The organism is Novosphingobium sp. SG751A (assembly GCF_013149295.1).
Lineage (GTDB): Bacteria > Pseudomonadota > Alphaproteobacteria > Sphingomonadales > Sphingomonadaceae > Novosphingobium.
Map to the genome: position 1 here is coordinate 68,372 of NZ_JABGCB010000009.1, position 17,523 is coordinate 85,894.

The 17,523-nt window shown below is 64.8% G+C and carries 10 protein-coding genes; 2 read left to right on the forward strand and 8 right to left on the reverse strand.

The features are described from left to right. Positions 1-27: 27 nt before the first annotated feature. Genes FHW96_RS13450 through FHW96_RS13475 form a run of 6 tightly spaced genes read right to left on the reverse strand, consistent with a single transcriptional unit; the run spans position 28 to position 10,039 of the window. On the reverse strand, positions 28-1,005 hold the full coding sequence (locus FHW96_RS13450; RefSeq protein WP_172341101.1) for a quinone oxidoreductase: 978 nt from the start codon (positions 1,003-1,005) through the stop codon (positions 28-30). A 7-nt stretch (positions 1,006-1,012) separates the two neighbouring features. After that, a complete protein-coding gene (locus FHW96_RS13455; protein ID WP_216650895.1) occupies positions 1,013-1,630 on the reverse strand; it encodes a ParB-like protein in 618 nt (205 codons plus the stop codon). A gap of 19 nt (positions 1,631-1,649) precedes the next feature. Further along, positions 1,650-3,266, reverse strand: coding sequence for a SulP family inorganic anion transporter (locus FHW96_RS13460; RefSeq protein ID WP_172341102.1), 1,617 nt, complete (start codon positions 3,264-3,266; stop codon positions 1,650-1,652). Between the two features lie 45 nt (positions 3,267-3,311). Continuing rightward, positions 3,312-4,190, reverse strand: coding sequence for a transglutaminase family protein (locus tag FHW96_RS13465; protein WP_172341103.1), 879 nt, complete (start codon positions 4,188-4,190; stop codon positions 3,312-3,314). Between the two features lie 7 nt (positions 4,191-4,197). Further along, positions 4,198-6,681 (reverse strand): circularly permuted type 2 ATP-grasp protein, encoded by a 2,484-nt coding sequence (locus FHW96_RS13470; protein WP_253950947.1) that lies wholly within the window; start codon positions 6,679-6,681, stop codon positions 4,198-4,200. A 1-nt stretch (position 6,682) separates the two neighbouring features. Further along, positions 6,683-10,039 carry a DUF2126 domain-containing protein gene (locus FHW96_RS13475; RefSeq protein WP_172341104.1) on the reverse strand — a complete coding sequence of 1,119 codons (3,357 nt, stop codon included), beginning with the start codon at positions 10,037-10,039 and terminating at the stop codon, positions 6,683-6,685. Positions 10,040-10,174: 135 nt separating this feature from the next. On the opposite strand from FHW96_RS13475, the gene alr reads away from it, so the two are divergent. Further along, positions 10,175-11,248, forward strand: a complete 1,074-nt coding sequence (gene alr / locus FHW96_RS13480) for an alanine racemase (RefSeq protein WP_172341105.1) — start codon at positions 10,175-10,177, stop codon at positions 11,246-11,248. A gap of 41 nt (positions 11,249-11,289) precedes the next feature. Here alr and FHW96_RS13485 read toward each other — a convergent pair whose 3' ends face one another. Further along, the gene (locus tag FHW96_RS13485; RefSeq protein WP_172341106.1) at positions 11,290-13,746 is read right to left on the reverse strand and encodes a TonB-dependent receptor; all 2,457 of its coding nucleotides are present in this window, start codon (positions 13,744-13,746) and stop codon (positions 11,290-11,292) included. Between the two features lie 273 nt (positions 13,747-14,019). Here FHW96_RS13485 and FHW96_RS13490 point away from each other — a divergent pair, with 273 nt between their 5' ends. Continuing rightward, positions 14,020-15,087 (forward strand): AI-2E family transporter, encoded by a 1,068-nt coding sequence (locus FHW96_RS13490; protein WP_172341107.1) that lies wholly within the window; start codon positions 14,020-14,022, stop codon positions 15,085-15,087. Here the strand turns inward: FHW96_RS13490 and FHW96_RS13495 are convergent. Beyond that, the gene (locus FHW96_RS13495; RefSeq protein ID WP_172341108.1) at positions 15,078-17,387 is read right to left on the reverse strand and encodes an EAL domain-containing protein; all 2,310 of its coding nucleotides are present in this window, start codon (positions 17,385-17,387) and stop codon (positions 15,078-15,080) included. The genes FHW96_RS13490 and FHW96_RS13495 overlap by 10 nt on opposite strands. Between the last annotated feature and the right edge of the window lie 136 nt (positions 17,388-17,523).

Below are 17,523 nucleotides of genomic sequence, written 5' to 3' on the forward strand. Positions count from 1 at the left end.
GGCATGTTCCTAACCCTGGACACCCCATCAAGGCACCAACACACTCGCCCCCACCGTTTGACGCCCTTCCAGAGCCCGATGCGCCTCAGCCGCATCGGTCAGGGCAAAGCTCTGCCCCACCGGTACTTTGACCGCCCCGCTCTCCAGCATCTCGAACAGGCGGGCCACACCGGCCGCACTCTCCGCAGGGGTGGCGTAATAGTCCCACAAGCGGGGCCGCGTGACATAGAGCGAACCTGCCGAGGCCAGGGACCCGAGAGCCACACCTGTCACCGGCCCGCTGGCATTGCCAAAGGACAGGATCGTACCGCGCGGTCGAACGCTGGCCAGCGACACCGGCCATGACGCCGCCCCCACGCCGTCGAAGCTGGCCGTAACACCGGCTCCGCCTGTGATCTCGCGCACCTGTGCCGCCACATCGGACGCGCTCGACAAGAGGACAACCTCGGCTCCGGCCTCCTTGGCCATGGCCACCTTGCCCTCGGACCCGACCACCGCGACGACATGAACGCCCAGCGCCTTCAGCCATTGCACAAGGATTTGCCCCACGCCGCCTGCTGCTGCATGGACCAGCGCCCATTCGCCCGCCTTTAAGGCCACCGCGCGTTCGACCAGAAATTCCGCGGTACAGCCCTTGAGCATGGCCGCCGCCGCCGTTTGCGCGCTGATGCCATCGGGGATGCGAAACCATACCGAGGCAGGCGTTATCCGCGCCGTGGCATAGGCGCCGAGCGCCGGGCCAAAGGTGGCCACACGGTCGCCCGGCTTAAAGGCGGCGACATCCGGCCCCACTGCCTCGACTACGCCTGCCGCTTCGCTGCCCAATCCGGAGGGCAGCGGGCAGGGGTAGAGGCCCGAGCGATAATAGGTGTCGATGAAATTCAGCCCCACCGCCTCATGCACCACGCGGATTTCGCCGGGGCCCGGTTCGTGCAGATCGACCTCGTGCCAGCGGATCACTTCGGGCCCGCCGGTTTGGGCGAAATAGGCTTGGAGAGCTTTCATCGTGTCATCATCCTTCCGGACCGGCAAAGCCCGGCAAATAGGCAGCTTTGGGACTATTGGCCAATTTCAGCGCTTTGGCCAGCGCAGCCGCGAAATTTTCTTCGAGTTTGTCGCGTTTTATATGATCGCGGAAGAAATCGGCCCATAAAAACTCCGCATAGGGCGTCGATGTCTTGGCATAGCCGCCGCCGCGCCGGACCGCGCCCGCCAGCGAGCGGAACGGATCATCGGCCAATTGACCCACATGGCGCGGCAGATCGGCCCAGTCATGCTTTTTGCCATTGTCATCATAGGGATGGAGCCAGTTGTAATAGTCCATCACCGAAAAGAATCGTTTCTTGCTCAGCTTGCCCAGCCGCGCTTCGACTGAAACCAGCACCTCTTCCACGCCCTCCTCGTAAAGCGCGCGGGCCAGATGGTGATGGTCGATCACCCACCACGTGTCGCTCGGCCCATGCACCACCGGGATCAGATGCTGGCCCAGCCATTGCCCGCCCTGTTTCTGATCGCGCCAGTGCTGCTGCTTGTCGCGCACTTCGGCCAGCCCCACGGTCATTTGCGTGGGGCGCAGATCGCGCAGCCTGACCGGATTGAGGACCGGCTGGACTGGGTGGTTCATGGCCATAAACGGGCTCTCCTTTCCCTCAGATGGCGCTATCCTGCCACGATGCTCCCGCGCGCGCCACGGCGTCGGCCACCGAAAATGTCGAATCCTGAGCCAGTTGCGCCATGCCCGCCACCACCAGCACATCGCGCACCCGGTCATGCGCACGGGCCAGCAGCACGCGCTGCCCATGTTGCGAGCGATCAAGCACGAATTCGCCCAGCGCGTCGATGGCGGTGGCGTCCAGATCGTTCGATTCCTCAAGGCTGAGCACCACCACCGGCGCGCCCGAGGCCGCAGCGCGCGCGGCGATCAGGTTCAGCACGCTTTCCGCATTGGCGAAAAACAGCGGCGCATTGGGGCGAAACAGCACGATATTGGCTGGCACGCGGGCATCGTCATGGCGAGCGACATCGACGAAATCATGACTGTCGCCCACTTGCCCCAGTGTGCTGATCGAGGGATGGGCCAGATCATAGAGCAGCATGGCGACGGACAGCGCAATCGCCGCCAGCATTCCGTTAAGCACGCCCAGCGCCAGCACCCCGACCGCTGCGGCCACCGCCACCCAGCCATCGCGCCGGATCTGAAACAGGCGCCGGATCGGAGCAGGGTGGAGCGCATGGGTCAGCGCGGCAATCACCACGGCGGCAAGGATCGGTTCGGGAATGCGCCCAATGGCGGGCGCGGCAAACAGCGCCAGCCCCAGCAGGGCCAGCGCTGCGACGATGGCCGCCCATCGGCTTTGCGCGCCCGCCGAGGCATTGGCATTGGCCGCCGAAAAACCGGCGCCCACCGGCATTCCCTGCACCAGCCCTGCGGCCAGATTGGCCAGACCCAGCGCGCCCAATTCGCGATTGGCATCCACTCGGTCGCCATTTTGCAGGGCAAGGCTCCGCATCGTCCCCCAGCTTTCGGCAAACAGGATGAGTGCGACCGGCGCGGCAATCTGGGCCAGGCGCGGCAGCAGCGCGAGGGGCGGCAGCGCGAAATCGGGCCATGTCAGCGCCACCTGTCCCACCAGCGCCACGCCCCAAGCCGCCGGATCCAGCCACCAGCCCAGCAACAGTCCGCCGCCGATCACCATCAGCGATCCGGGCCAACGCGGCGCCCGCCGCAACGCCAGCAGACCCGCCAAAGCCCCAAGTCCGAGCAGCAGGCTGGGCCAGTTTGTCCGGGGCAGCGCCATGACGATTTCGCCCAGCAGCCGCCACATCGGTGCACCCGGCACGCTGATGCCCAACAGATGCGGTAATTGGCGTGCGATGATCGTGATGGCCAGCCCCAGCGCAAAGCCGCGCAGCACAGGGCGCGAAATGAACCCGGCCAGACTGCCCAGACGAAACGCGCCCAGCGCGGCAAAGATCAGCCCCGTCATCACCACCAGTGCCGTGGCCGCCGCGCCTTTGTCCGCCAGCCCCTCGGCTGAAAGCCCAATCAGCGCTGCGCCCAGAATGGCCGCCGAAGAGGATGTGGGGGCGATCACCGCATAACGGCTGCGCCCGACCAACGCATAGGCCAGCGCGCCCGCCACCGCCGCGACAATCGCCCGCCCCGGCGCCAGCCCCGCCATACCGGCATAGGCCACCGCCTCGGGCAGCAGCAACCCGGCAAGGCCAAGGCCGGTCAACAGATCGCGTCTGGGAAAGCTCTCCATCGAGCCATGCATGAACCCGGCCCGATGCAAGTCAAGCCGCGCGCGTCAGTCTTCCACCGGTTCGACATCGACCGAGACCGACAACCTTTGCCCCGCGCCGCCCATGAACACGCCGTCGATGGGGGCAATATCGGCATAATCGCGGCCCATGGCGACAAAGATATGGTCGGTTCCGGCCAGCACGTCGTTGGTGGGATCAAAGCCCACCCAGCCGATGTCCTGACCGCACCACAGCGCGGCCCATGCGTGCATCGCATCGGCACCGACCAGACGCGGCTGGCCCGGCGGGGGCAATGTACGCAGATAGCCGCTGACATAGGCGGCCGGAATGCCATGCGCGCGCGCGGCCACGATCATCACATGGGCGAAATCCTGACACACGCCGCGCTTTTGCTCAAAGGCGTCCTGTGCGGTGGTGGTCACATTGGTGGCGGTCCCGTCATAGGCGAATTGGGCGTAGATCGCGCCCATCAAACCATGACCGGCGGCCAGAACGCTTTGACCGGACGCGAAAAAGGGCGCAGCCCATTCGGCAATCGCGGCCGATGGCGAGGCCATGGGCGAGGCGAACAGATAGGAGGCCGGGCCCATCGCAGACAGATCGGGCAGGGCCAGCGCAGCGGCGCGGATACTGGCAATATCGGGCGCCTCTTCGGGCGCAGCGGCGGGTTCGTTCACCTCGATATCGAACCGGCTTTCTATGCTCAGTTCCGAGAGCGCCTCGCGCAGGGTCACGCGGTGGCGATGGACGATCCACGGGCCGTCCCCGGCCTCGATCTCGGCAGGCGGTGGATCGAGCTTCAGCGCGAAATTCTCCACCCTTTGCCCCGGCCATGCCGCCGGTTTCAGCCGCAGGTTGAGCCGCGCCAGTCGCACCACGCTGTCATAGAGCAGGCTGGTCGAATGATGGATGCGATAGCGCATGGAAGGATCAGCCTTGCAGCGGCGTGCGGCCCGCGACCGCCGCGTCGAATTGCAGGAAGTAGCGCGCGGAAATCGAATCCGAAAGCGCATGAAGTCGCATCTCGATCTCGGCCATGCGCGGCTCGTCGAACTGATCGACGGTCAGGCTGACGAGCGGCGAGAGCACCGCGCGCACCTCGCGCAGTGGGGCCTCGGGCAGGGCGTCCTCGCGCAGCGAAGGCAGGGCGGCGATGTGGCGCTCAATGGCCTGCACCTGATGGACAAGGCTGCGCGGATTGTCGGGGTCGAGCAGCAGCAGGTCATAGACCGGATCGCGCAGCGGCGCCGAAAGATAGCGCGAGCGATAGGTGATCTGGCTGTCGAAAATATCGAGCAGAGTGTTGAGCCGGTCGCTTTCCTCGCCCGCGCCTTCCAACTGGCGCGCGATGCGGCACAGCGAAAGCGCGCGTTCGATGCGCCGCCCCAGATCAAGAAAGCGCCAAGCCGGGCCGCGCACCATATCTTCCGCGCCGAGGCCCGAAAGTGCGGCGAAACGTTCGATCAGCTCGCGCGCCACGCGCAGCAGCACGCCGGGCCGATGCGAATCGAGCGCAGGCAAAGGCCGGCTGGCGATCCGCCAGAAATCGGGCGCGAAACGGTCGCGCAGCGATTGGCCCACATTGCGCTGGGTGTTGAGCAACGCGGCGACCCCGCCCGGCAGCCCATGCTCGACCAGCGCCGCGCGGCACGCTTCGGCGGGCGAAAGCGCGCTATGATCCGGCCCGAGCGCCCCCCAATTGGCCAGCAATTCGATCAGCCTGGCGCGCACCTCGGGATGGCCGCTGGCGCCCGCGTCCACTTCAATCCCGCCGCCTAGGATCGAGCGGACCACGCGCACCGTCATTTCGGCGCGCTCGCCATAGCGGCCGAACCAGAACAGATTGTCGGCCGCCTGCGCCGCCAGAACCCCGCCGTCGCGCCGGATTGATGGTGCACCCGTCAGCGTGACGCGGCTGAAACGTTCCTCGTCGGCTTCGTCCACCACGCAGACGTCGGCCGACAGATCGCCTTCGCCCATCAGCGTCGAGGCGATCTTGCCCGAGGAGGACAGGCGGGCAAAGCCGCCCGGCATCACCACCCATTCGCCATCGGCCCCCCGCGCGACAAAGGCGCGCAGCGTGAAGGGGCGCGGCTCGAACCGGTCCTCGATCAGCGCGGGGGTGGTGGACAGGTTGATGATTTCCTGCGCGCAATAATCCATCGGGCGGCGCGCCATGGTTGCCAGCAAAGCTTCGCGCGCCTCGGGCGTCAATTGCGCGCCATGGGCGGGCTGCACCGTGGCCAGCCCTTCGACCCTTTGCCCAAAGGCCGGGGCGATCATTAATTCATCAAGCCGCCCGCGTACCAGATCCGCCTCGGTTTCGCCCCCGCACCACCATGTCGCGACATTGGGCAGCAGCGGTTCTTCGCCCAGCAGCGTCTGGAACAGGCGCGGCAGGAAGGCGGCAAAGGCGGGCGCCTCGACCACCTCGACGCCAGGCCAGTTGGCCATGGCCACTTGTCCGCCCGCCCAGCAATCGGCCAGATCGGGCACGCCAATCGTCGAGCGCGCATCGAAATTGAGCGGATCGAGCGAATTGGTGTCGATCCAGCGCCACAGCGCATCGACCCGTTTCGGCCCGCCGATGGTGCGGACATAAAGCTTGCCGTCGATTACCGACAGGTCGCGCCCTTCGACCAGCGGAAAGCCCAGATAGCGCGCCAGATGCGCCTGTTCGGGATAGGATTGATTGAACCGCCCCGGCGTCAGCAGCGCGATGCGCGGCGATTCGCGCGGGCAATCGGCGGACAGGCCCTGGCGCAATTGCCCAAAGAAACCCGCCAGCCGCCGCGCGTGAATGTCCGAGAGCAGCGATCCCGTCCCGCGCGAGAGCGCCAGCCGGTTTTCCAGCGCATAGCCCACGCCATTGGCCAGCCGCAGCCGGTCGCCCAGCACACGCCATTGCCCATGCGGCCCGCGCGCCAGATCGACCGCATAAACATGGATATAATGGCCCCGGCGCGGCAAAACCCCGCCCATCGCGCGGGCAAAATAGCGGCTGCCCGCCACGACCGCTGCGGGTATATGCCCTTCACGCACCAGATCCTGCGGGCCGTAAATATCGCCCACCACGGCTTCGAGCAGGCGCGCGCGCTGGACAAGGCCAGCCTCGACCTTGGCCCATTCCTGCGCGCCGACGATCAGCGGCATGGGCGTCAGAGGCCAACTGCGTTCCTCCGCATCGCCGGTCATGCGGAAACTCATGCCCATGTCGGCAATCTGCCGCGCCAGCAATTCCTGCGCCGACAGGCCTGAATCCTGCGCCAGCGTATGGAGTCCGCCCGCCATCAGCCGCCATTTGGCGGCAACCTCGGGCGGGGCATGGCGAAACAGGTCGCCTGCGTCCACGTCGACCGGATAATCCCTCAGCCGGTCGACCGGCTGGGTTTTGCGGGGCGCGCGGGTGGCCAAATTACCCCACCCAGCCGGGGCGGCGCAGGTCGAGTGTCATCGGAAATTCGCCGGGCCATTCCTGCGTGGGGATAGGCTGGAACCCCGGCGTATGGCCGATATCGAAGAAGCGCGCCTTGCGCCGCCCCTCGGCCTCGAATGCGTTCACCGGCACAGTATCGTAATTGCGCCCGCCCGGATGCGCGACCTCATAGACCGCGCCGCCAAGGCTGCGATGGTTCCATGTGTCATAGATGTCGAAGGTGAGCGGCGCATGGGGCGGCAGCATCGGATGGAGGCAATTGGACGGCCACCACGCCTTATAGCGCACGCCGCCCACGCCTTCGCCCGGCGTGCCGGTGGGGTTCATGGGGATGCGGCGACCGTTGCAGGTGATGATATGGCGTCCGGCCACCAAACCGGTTGCGCGCACCTGCAAACGCTCGGTCGAGCTGTCGACAAAGCGCACCGTCCCGCCGATCGCCCCCGTTTCGCCCAGCACGTTCCAAGGTTCGAGTGCATGGGCGATTTCCAGTTGAACCCCGCCGCCCTCGGTCGTGCCGTGGATGGGGAAGCGGAACTGGCGCTGCGCCTCAAACCACACGGGGTCGAAATCATAGCCCGCGCGGCGCAGATCGGACAGTACATCGAGGAAATCGGCCCAGACGAAATGGCCCAGCATAAACCGGTCATGCAATTGCGTGCCCCAGCGCACCAGGGGCCCGCCCTGCGGCTCGCGCCAGAACCATGCGGCCAGCGCCCGGATCAGCAATTGCTGGGCAAGGCTCATCCGCGCGTCTGGCGGCATCTCGAAACCGCGAAATTCGACTAGGCCAAGGCGGCCCGTAGGGCCATCGGGGCTGAACAATTTGTCGATGCAGATTTCGGTACGATGGGTATTGCCCGTCACATCAACCAGCAGGTTGCGGAACAGGCGATCGACCACCCATGCCAAGGGCTGCGGCTGATCCGGGCCGGGCACCTGCGCCAACGCGATTTCCAGCTCATACAGCCCGTCATGGCGCGCCTCGTCGATGCGCGGGGCCTGACTGGTCGGGCCGATGCACAGGCCGGAGAACAGATAGGAGAGCGAGGGATGACGCTGCCAATAGGTGACGAAGGACTTAAGCAGATCGGGGCGGCGGATGAACGGGCTGTCGAGCAGGCTTGGCCCGCCCAGCACGATATGGTTGCCCCCGCCCGTACCTACCGCGCGCCCGTCGACCATGAAGCGATCCGCCGTCAGCCCGATCTCGCGCGCGACATCATAGAGCGTTTCGGTGATATGAACCGATTCGCGCCATGAGGCCGAGGGCTGGATATTCACCTCGATCACCCCGGGGTCGGGCGTGACTTTCAGCACTATCAGGCGCGGGTCGGACGGCGGGGGATAGCCCTCGATCCGCACCGGAAGCCCGCTTTCCTGCGCCACATGTTCGACCGTGGCGATCAGGTCGAGGTAATCCTCCAGCGTTTCGACCGGCGGGATGAAGACGCAGAGGTGATCGCGCCGCGCCTCGACCGTGATCGCGGTGCGTACCACGCCCTCGATAGCGACCTGTTCGACATAGTTGTTGCCGGCGAGCTGGGGCGAGGCATCCGATACCCGCTGAAATGCGCCTTGCGTGCGCGCGGCGGCCTCGCGCTCGGCCGCCAGACCGTAGAAATCGGGCAGGGGGCCACGCGGTGCGGCGGTGTCCTGCGGGTTGATGAAAGGATAGTCCGAGGCGCTGACATGGGGCAGCGAGGAGAGCGGCAGGCGATAGCCCAGCGCCGCATCGCCCGGCACAGCAAAGAGCGCCCCGCGCCGCAGCCGCCATTTTTCCGACCGCCAGCGCTGGATCGGCGACTGCTTCGCCTGCCAGCGCTGGATCGGCAGGACATAGCCCACCGGTTTGTTCAGGCCGCGCTGGAATGTGCGCATGTAACGCGCGCGTTCTTCGGGATTTTCCAGTTCGGGATCGTCGGGCGTGACATTGTCGGGCAATTGCGCCTCGCGCACGATCCATTCCACCGCATCTTCATAGACCGGCTGAACAAATTCCTCGTCCACGCCCAGCGTATTGGCAATGCCGCGCATCATCTGCTGGGCACCTTGAGGTGTGATCTCGGGCAAGGGCGTCTCACGCGGGAGCACTTCGCCCGCGATCAGGTTGGCATCGCGCCACACTGGCACACCATCCTTGCGCCAATAGATCGAATAGCCCCAGCGCGGCAGGCTTTCCCCCGGATACCACTTGCCTTGCCCGTGATGCAGCAGCGATCCGGGTGCGAATTCCTCACGCAGGCGGCGGATCAGGCGGTCGGCATAGGCGGCCTTGGTGGGACCGACGGCATCGCTGTTCCATTCGCCGGCCTCGAAATCGCCATCGGCGATAAAGGTCGGTTCGCCGCCCATCGTCATGCGCATATCCTGCGCCACGATGTCCTCATCCACCTTGTCGCCCAGCGCCATCACGGCGTCCCAGCGCTCGTCAGTAAAGGGCTTGGTGATGCGCACCGCTTCATGGATGCGGTGGACGCCCATCTCGAAATGGAAATCGACCTCGGCCGGTTCGGCCAGTCCGCTGATCGGCGCGGCGGAGCGGTAATGGGGCGTGGCGCAGAGCGGGATATGCCCTTCGCCCGCCAGCATGCCCGACGTGGCGTCCATCGCGATCCAGCCTGCGCCCGGCACATAGGCCTCAGCCCATGCATGCAGGTCGCACACATCCTGCGAAACGCCCTTCGGCCCCTCAACCGGGATCACATCGGGCGTCATCTGGATCGAATAGCCCGAAACGAAACGCGCCGCAAAACCCAGCCGTCGCAGCAGATTGACCAGCAACCATGCCGAATCACGGCATGATCCCGATCCGATCTTCAGCGTTTCCTCCGGCTCCTGAACTCCGGCCTCCATGCGGATGACGTAATTCACCGCCTGATAGACCGCCATGTTTACATCGACGAGGAAATCGACCGTGCGCTGTTTTACATCGACAAAACGGTCGTAGAGCTTTTCAAACAGCGGCCCTTGCGGTTCGACATCGAAATAGGCGGCCAGATCCTCCTTCAGCGCCGGATCATAGGCAAAGGGGCGCTCCTCGGCATATTCCTCGACAAAGAAGTCGAAGGGATTGATCACCACCATATCGGCCAGCAGATCGACCTCGATGCTGAAATGATCGACCGGGTCGGGGAACACCAGCCTCGCCAGCCAGTTGCCATGCGGGTCCTGCTGCCAGTTGAGGAAATGGTTTTCCGGGCTGATTTTCAGCGAATAGTTCGGGACCTGCGTCCGGCTGTGCGGCGCGGGGCGAAGGCGGATCACCTGCGGCCCCAAACGGATCGGTTTGCTGTAGCGATAGCGGGTGAGGTGGTGCAAGCCAGCTGTGATCATAGGGTGAGTGTGCGCGAAAGGTTTGTGCGCTGCAATATGGAATTGGGGGGCTTATCAACAAAGCCGGTTGCGCTTTGAACCCCTGTGGTCCAGCAGAGCGCGTAAAACTGGAGTGACAGGCAAGTGCAGGCGCAAATGGCCCCCGCGCCGGGGGTTTTGACAATCGACCTTGGCGCATTGGTGGAAAACTGGCGCCGCGTATCGCGCGAGGTTGCGCCTGCGCGCGCCGCCGCCGTGGTGAAGGCCGATGCCTATGGTTTGGGCGCGGCGCAGGTGGTGCGGGCGCTGGCGGCGGAGGGATGCCGGGCTTTCTTCGTTGCCAATCTGGTCGAGGCATTGGTGATCCGCGATCTGGTGCCGGATGACGCCGTGCTGGCGGTGCTCAACGGACTGCATCCGGGGGGCGAGGGTTTTGCCGCAGAGGCCGGGGTCACGCCGGTTTTGAACAGCATGGGACAGGCGCGACGCTGGCAGGCCTTTGGCCGCCCGGCGATGCTTCAGGTCGATACCGGCATGGCGCGCCATGGGCTTGGTTTTAACGAGGCGGCGGAACTGGCAGCCGATGCGGGTTTTCGCGCCGCCGTGCCGCTGCTGGCGGTGATCAGCCACCTGTCCTGCGCCGATGAACCCGACCGGGCGGAAAATGCCGCGCAACTGGCGCGGTTTGAGACGGCCGCAGCGCTGTTTCCGGGCGTGGCGCGGTGTTTTGCCAATTCGGGCGGGGTCTTGCTGGGGGCGGGGTTCCACGGCGATCTGGTCCGCGCGGGCCTGTGCCTTTATGGCGCCGAACCTGCCGATGGGCGAACTGAGCCGTTCCGCCCGGTTGTGGGGTTACAGGCCCGCGTCCTGCAAACCCGCACTGTGCCCGCCGGAACCGGCGTGGGCTATGGTCAGACTTGGCATGCCCCGCGCCAAACGCGGCTGGCGCTGCTCTCGATCGGTTATGCCGATGGTTTCCCGCGCAGCCTGTCGGGGCGCGGCGCGGTTTGGGCGCATGGCGCGATTCTGCCCATCGTGGGCCGGGTGTCGATGGATGTGACGGTGGTCGATGCTTCTGCGCTGCCCATGGGCGCGCTGGCCGAGGGCGATCTGGTTGAGATCATCGGCCCGCATCGCCCGATTGAGGCTGTGGCGCAGGAGGCGGGCACGATTGCTTATGAAATCCTGACCCAGTTGGGCGGGCGGTATCAGCGGGTCTATCTGGCCTGAAGCATTCCGGCGCGGGTGGACGCCCGCGCCGGAAATCGGCATCAGAATTCGAACTTGACGGTCGCGCCATAGGTGCGCGGATCGCCAAGGTTGGCCGCGATCAGGCCGGTGTTGCCGCTGGCCACGGTCAGCATCTCGACATAATTGGTGCCCGTGGCGTTGCGCACCCAGCCATAGATGTCCAGCCCGCGATCCTGACGCCACCCTGCGCGGAAATTGTGCAGCGAATAGCCCTTCACCCAAGTGTAGATCGAGGCCGAGGCGTTGGACGACCAGCTGGAGCGATAGGAAGCGTCATAGCCGACATAGACCTGACCGTCCTTGCCGAACAATTTGGCGGGCACGTTATATTCGCCGCCCCAGCTCAGCGCATATTTCGACACGCCCGGCAGGCGCTGGCCCGAAATGTCGCAGGACGCAGGGCTGAGCGCGCCGGGGACGCCGGCGGCGCCCGGTGTCTGGGTGCCTGTCACGGTGGTGCCGCCCGACAGTTCGGGCGGGCAGGGGGCGGTGGTGAACTTGCGATATTTCGCATCCGTCAGTGCGGCATTGAAATAGGCGCTGAAACGGTCGCTGGGGCGCACCGAGAAATCGCCTTCGAGGCCCTGCGTGCGCACGCTTTCCGCATTGGCCAGATAGCCGCGCAGCACGCCCAGCGCGCCATTGGTGACCTGCGCCTGGAAATTGTCGATATCGGTGCGGAAGGCGGCCAGATTGACCGTCACCTTGCGGTCCAGCCACTGGCTCTTGAAGCCCAGTTCGAAATGGTTGACCGTTTCGGGCTTAACCGTGGCAGCGGCCAGAATCGGCTGGCCATTGGCGTCTGAGGGCACGCCGTTGAGGTTGACCCCGCCCGACTTGAAGGTCTTGGCATAGGTGGCATAGGCCCGCACATCGCGCGAGAGCGCATAGGAGAGCGTCAGGTCATAGCTGAAATTCCACGCCGAATAGCGCGCCGGGAATTGCTGCGAGGACAGCACGCCCGCCTGCGCGCCCAGCAGCGAGTTTGCGCCCGTGCCCGAGGTGGGGAAGATCTGTGTGCCTGCCGAATTGGTCACGACCGAATTGTACCAGCCCTTTTTCTGGTCATAATTCAGGCGCACGCCCGGCTGAACGGTGAAACGATCCGTCACCTTCCAGCTCAACTGGCTGAAGGCGGCCAGACTGGTGTTGCTAAGGCGGATGTCATTCTTGGCGGTCAGGCCGTTCAGGATGTCGGGAACGCAGGTGGCCGACGAACCGCTGGGGCAGATCGCGTTGATCTGGGCACTGGAGAGCAGGAAGCGGCTGGCGGCGCTGCCCTGCTGCTGGGTGCCGGTGGTGTGGACGGCCTGATTGAAGGCGAAGAGGCCGACGTTCCAGTCGAACTTGCTGGTCGAGAGGCTGTAGCGGAATTCCTGCGTATATTGTTCCTGCTTGGTGGGGTTCTGGCTCAGCGTGGTGATCGGCAGGCCGGTGTAGTCGCGGTCGTTCGACGGGTTCCAGTCCCAGAAGCGCCATGCGGTGATGCTGGTGAACGTGCCTGCGCCGACCTGCGCCTTGACCTTGAGCGAGGCGCCGCCGATGCGGTTGGTGGCGCGCAATTCGCTGTCCAGGTCGGTTACGCGGGCATAGGGGTTGGTGCTGGCGGGCGTATAGCCGAGCAGATTGGCCAGCGCCGGGAATTGGCGGGCGGATGCGCGCTGGGTGCTGCCATAGCCGTAATAGACGGTGGCGCAGCATGAGGGGTTCTGCTCATTATAATCGGCGGCCAGCGTGACATCGACGCTGGCCGAGGGGCGCCACAGGATTTGCCCGCGCAGGCCCAGATTGTCCTGCGACTGTACCCAGCTCTTGGTGGTGGTGTTATAGATCGTGCCGTTGCGCCCGGTCGAGGACACCGCGATGCGCGCCGCCACCGTTTCCGACAAAGGCCCCGACACGGCCAACTTCAACTGGCGATAGCCGTAATTGCCGACAGAGATTTCGCCCCGGCTTTCAAAGTTGAAGGTGGGCGCGCGGCTGGTAATGTTGATCGCGCCCGCCGTGGTGTTCTTGCCGTAAAGCGTGCCCTGCGGCCCGCGCAGCACTTCGATCTGGCCCGCATCGAGGAAGTCGAAGGTGCTGGCCGCCGCGCGGCTGAAGTAAACGTCATCGACATAGATGCCCACGCCCTGTTCGATGCCATCGTTGGTCAGGCCGAAGGGGGCGCCAAGCCCGCGCAGATTGGCCGCCGAATTGCGCGGGTTCGAGGAATAGAACTGCAAGGTGGGGGCCAGTTGCTGCAGGCGATTGACATTGAAGGCGCCGGTCCGCTCCAGCGTCAGCCCGCCCAGCACGGAAATGGCCAGCGGCACGCTTTGCGCGCTTTCGGTGCGGTGGCGAGCGGTGACGACGATGTCGCCGGGAGCTTCGGCCTGCACCTGTTCGGCGGCGGGGGCTTCGTCGGCGGCGAAAGCGGGGCTGACGAAAAATCCGGCGCTGGCCACGCTGGCGAGGAAAATCTGGCGCAGTTTCATACTCGATCCTTTGTCTTTGCAACGCGGCGGCGCGTTCAAGCGATGGTGATCGGGAATGCGCATGGGTTTGCTCCGGGCTGTGCCGGGTGCGGGCCTCATGCGAATGTCCCCCCTGTTGGTCGTCCTATTAATTTCTATCAATTGGGTAGAGTTGACCTGCTTCTAATCTCAATCTTAAAAATAGACATTCAAGGAAATCTGTTGAACGCCCAAGTCTGGCTAAACGCCCATCCCGCTGTTGCCCCGCGGCGTGGGCAGGCTATGCATGGGCGCATGGTCAATCGGGAGAACCGCCAGATGCAACCGGCGCGCATGTTTCTGTTGGGGCTGGTGGCGGCGATTTCGCTGGCTTTCGGCTGGCTGGTAGCGCCTTTTTGGGGTGCGGTGCTGTGGGCGATGATCGTCGCGGTGCTGTTCGATCCCCTTTATCAACGGCTGATGCGGTCGATGCCGGGACATCCGGATCGCTGCGCGGCCATGGCGTTGCTGGTGGTGGTGGCGGTGGTGGTGGTGCCCGCGCTGGCGCTGGGAGCGGCGTTGATCGAGCAGGGCGGGGTGCTTTATGCCCGCGTCGAATCGGGTCAGATCGACCCCTTGCGCTTTCTGGCCGGGTTGCAGACACGCATGCCGCATTGGCTTCAAGGGCAATTGGGCGTGGCCGGGCTGGCCAGTCTGGATGACCTGCGCGGCTGGCTGAGCCGCGAGATGGGCGACCTGCTGCGCAATGTCGGCCCGCAATTGCTGCAATTGGGGCAGAGTACGCTGGGTCTGTTCCTGCAATTGGGCGTGATGCTCTATCTGGCATATTTCCTGCTACGCGACGGCCGGGCGCTGGGCGAAAAGATCGCGCGGGCGGTGCCGCTGGAGCGGGCGATGACCGACCTGCTGATCGCCAAATTCCTTCAGGCGATCCGCGCCACCATCAAAGGCACCCTGATCGTGGCCGTATTACAGGGCGCGATTGGCGGGCTCAGCTTCTGGGTATTGGGCCTGCCGGGGGCCTTGCTGTGGGGCGTGGCGATGGGGGTGTTTTCGCTGTTCCCCTCGGTGGGCACAGGCTTTGTCTGGGTGCCGGTTTCGGTCTATCTGCTGGCCACCGGCTCGGTGTGGCAAGGCGCGGCACTGGGCGCGCTGGGCTTTTTTGTCATCAGCAGCGTGGACAATCTGGTGCGGCCGATCCTTGTTGGGCGCGATACGCGGGTGCCCGATTATGTCGTGCTGATCACCACGCTGGGCGGTTTTGAACTGATGGGTTTCAACGGCTTTGTCATGGGGCCGGTGATCGCCGCGCTCTTCATCGCCATCTGGCAGGTGGTGGGCGAGAGCCGCAATCAGGCCTGACGCATATGGAGCCGCGCGCGGGCTGCTTCATGCTCGCGCACATGACCGGACACATCCGCGGCGGGCATGGCACGGGCATAGAGATAGCCTTGCCCGGTATCACAGCCCATCGCGATCAGATGCTCCTGCTGCTGTACGGTTTCGACACCTTCGGCAATCACCTCAAGGCCAAGGCAATGGCCCAGATTGATGACGATCGAGGAAATCGCCTCGGCATCGCCCTTGGCGCCGATCTGGCCGATAAACGAACGGTCGATTTTCAGCAGATCCACCGGGAACTGTGTCAGATGCGAGAGCGAGGCATAGCCGGTGCCGAAATCGTCGAGTGCGATGCGCAACCCGTGATGGCTGAGTCGCTTGAGCGCGCGTTCGACATCCAGTGCCCCCTTGTCGAGAAAAACATCCTCGGTCACCTCGATCTGCAGGCATGAGGCCGGCAGATTGCGCGCCTTGAGGCGATCCAGCACGGTTTCCACAATCCCGCCCGGGCGGAAATCGCCGCTGGTGACGTTCACCGCGACATGGCCAAAGGCCACGCCGTCGGCCACCCAGCCTTCGATATCGTTCAGGATCATCTCCAGCATGTAATCGCTGATCGCCACGCTCAAGATCGGATCGTTAAAGGCGGCCGTGATCGTATCGGGGCCGCGCACATGCCCATCCCGGTCGCGCCAGCGCAGCAGCGCCTCAAAGCCAACGATCCGTCCTTCGCCGGTCAGACAGACCTTGGGCTGGTAATGCGGCAAGATGGTCTTGCGCTTCAGGGCAAAGCGGGCTGCGGTGATCATCGCCTGATGGCGCTCCACCTCGTCCATCATGGCGGGCTCAAAGATCTTCATCTGCGCCCGGCCTGCGGCCTTGGCGGCATAGAGCGCGATGTCGGCGGCCTTCATCACTTCGGACCGGCCCGGCCCATCCAGCGGGATAAAGCTGGCCCCGATGCTGGCCCCGCATTCCATCACCCGATCACCATGAAGGATCGGTTCCCGTAATTCTTCATAGATCCGCGCCGCGATCCGATGCAGCGCCTCATCGTCGCGCGCGGCCACGATCAGCGCGAATTCATCGCCCCCCGTGCGCGCCACCAGATCGCCATGGCCCACCGCCGCGCGCAGCCGCGCCGCCAGCGCACGCAGCAGCACATCGCCGCCGTCATGGCCCAGCGTGTCATTGATGATCTTGAAATTATCGACATCCACGATCAGCAGCGCATGACCCGGCGCATCGCCATCAACGGCCAGAATGCGCCCGCCCCCCTGCATCAGCGCGGCGTCCAGCCTGTCCTGAAGCACGGCGCGGTTGGGCAGGCCGGTCAGCGTATCATGGTGCGCCATCCAGATCGCGCGCTCTTCGGAATGCTTTTGCCGGGTGATGTCGCGCGCCACCACGATGAACCGCCCCGATGCGTCCGAGGTTTCGTTGACCACCGTGTCAAACCACAATTTCTCGCCGGTCGGGCGCGTGAAGCAGGTGGTGAAGCTGGTCAGTTCGCCGCGCTGCGCGCGCGCCAGCGCGGCTGCGGCGGCCGGGCGGTCCTTTTCCTCCAGCACCGAATAGAAATCGCGCCCCGTCAACACCGATTGACACACCAGTTCTTCGGGCTGGCGATTGCTGAACACGATCCGATGGTCCGCATCCAGAATCAGCGTGAGATCGGGGTTCGATTGCAGGATCGTTTCGTTGAGCGCCTTGCTGCGCTCCAGTTCCGCCGTCGTGGTCATCCATGACACCAGCATCCGGTGCAGCCCGAAAGAGGCCGAGAAGATGGTGACCATGAAGATCGGCAATTGCACGCTGATGATGCGCAGCGAGGGCTCCTGCGTCATAAGGCCGCCGAGCGCGCAGGGTGCCAGCGCGGCAAAGGTCATCACGGCGGCCAGACGCGGCGTGCCGAAATTGCGCAGGCAGATGCCGCAGACCATCGCCGCAGTTGAAAGGCAGGCAATCGTGGCCAGCACCCAGTCGCCGCTGGTCAGGCAGAGCAGGGCGCCGACACCCACCGACGTCGCCCATGCCACCGACAGCACGCTGGCCAGATGGCGCAGCCGCTCCAGCCTTTCGGGCGTTGCGCTATGCGAGGATTGCACCACGCCGATCCGCACCAACCCCAGCAAAGCCTCGAACACCAGCCAGCCGATGAAGGGAGCGGTATGCATCCGCCCCGCCGCCACGGCCGCCACGGCCACGCTGTTGATCACCCCGCCAATGAAAATGGGCAGCGATCCGAACAAGCCATTGGCCAGTTGCGCGGCGATGGAAGCCGAGACTTGCTCTCTGGTGCTAAGCAGCCAATGGGTCACTCTCGGTATTGGCACGCTCGGCAAGCCTACTCTTGTTGATCCAGATTGAGCGAGTCTAGCGCCAAAGTGTTAATACATAGGTGGAGGTGAAAAAGAATTTATCAATTCAATGAATGCTTTCGATGACGCATGTGCG